Below are 449 nucleotides of genomic sequence, written 5' to 3' on the forward strand. Positions count from 1 at the left end.
TCGGAAAGGCTGCGCCGCACAATAAGATGCAGTTGTCGCTCCTGGGGTGCCAGAAATACGATCGCCTGCCCGGCTGAATTGCCACCGCCGACCAGCGCGACCTCTTCGCCTGCACAAAGCCGGGCCTCGATCGGGGAGGCCCAATAGGAAATACCCCGCCCCTCGAACTCGGCGAGGTTGGCGATTGCCGGCCGTCGATACCGCGCGCCCGACGCGACGACGATTGCGCGTGCCAGCAATTGCTGCCCGCCGACCAGGTCGAGCGCGATCCGCTCGGCGGTGCAATCGAGCGCCTTCACCCCCAGCGGCACCGCGATTTCCGCGCCGAATTTCACTGCCTGATTGAAGGCACGACCAGCCAAGGCTTGCCCCGAAATACCCGTGGGGAAGCCAAGATAATTCTCGATGCGCGACGATGCGCCAGCCTGGCCGCCCATTGCACGTTCGTC

The 449-nt window shown here is 64.8% G+C and carries 1 protein-coding gene; it reads right to left on the bottom strand.

Translation table 11 applies throughout. From position 1 onward, the window contains the following. On the bottom strand, positions 1–437 hold a 437-nt coding region (locus tag AACY52_RS31265), incomplete at its 3' end, for an NAD(P)/FAD-dependent oxidoreductase (protein WP_339561535.1). Between the last annotated feature and the right edge of the window lie 12 nt (positions 438–449).

It is taken from the genome of Pseudomonas sp. EA_65y_Pfl1_P113 (genome assembly GCF_963970525.1).
GTDB classification, from domain to species: Bacteria; Pseudomonadota; Gammaproteobacteria; order Pseudomonadales; family Pseudomonadaceae; genus Aquipseudomonas; species Aquipseudomonas tritici.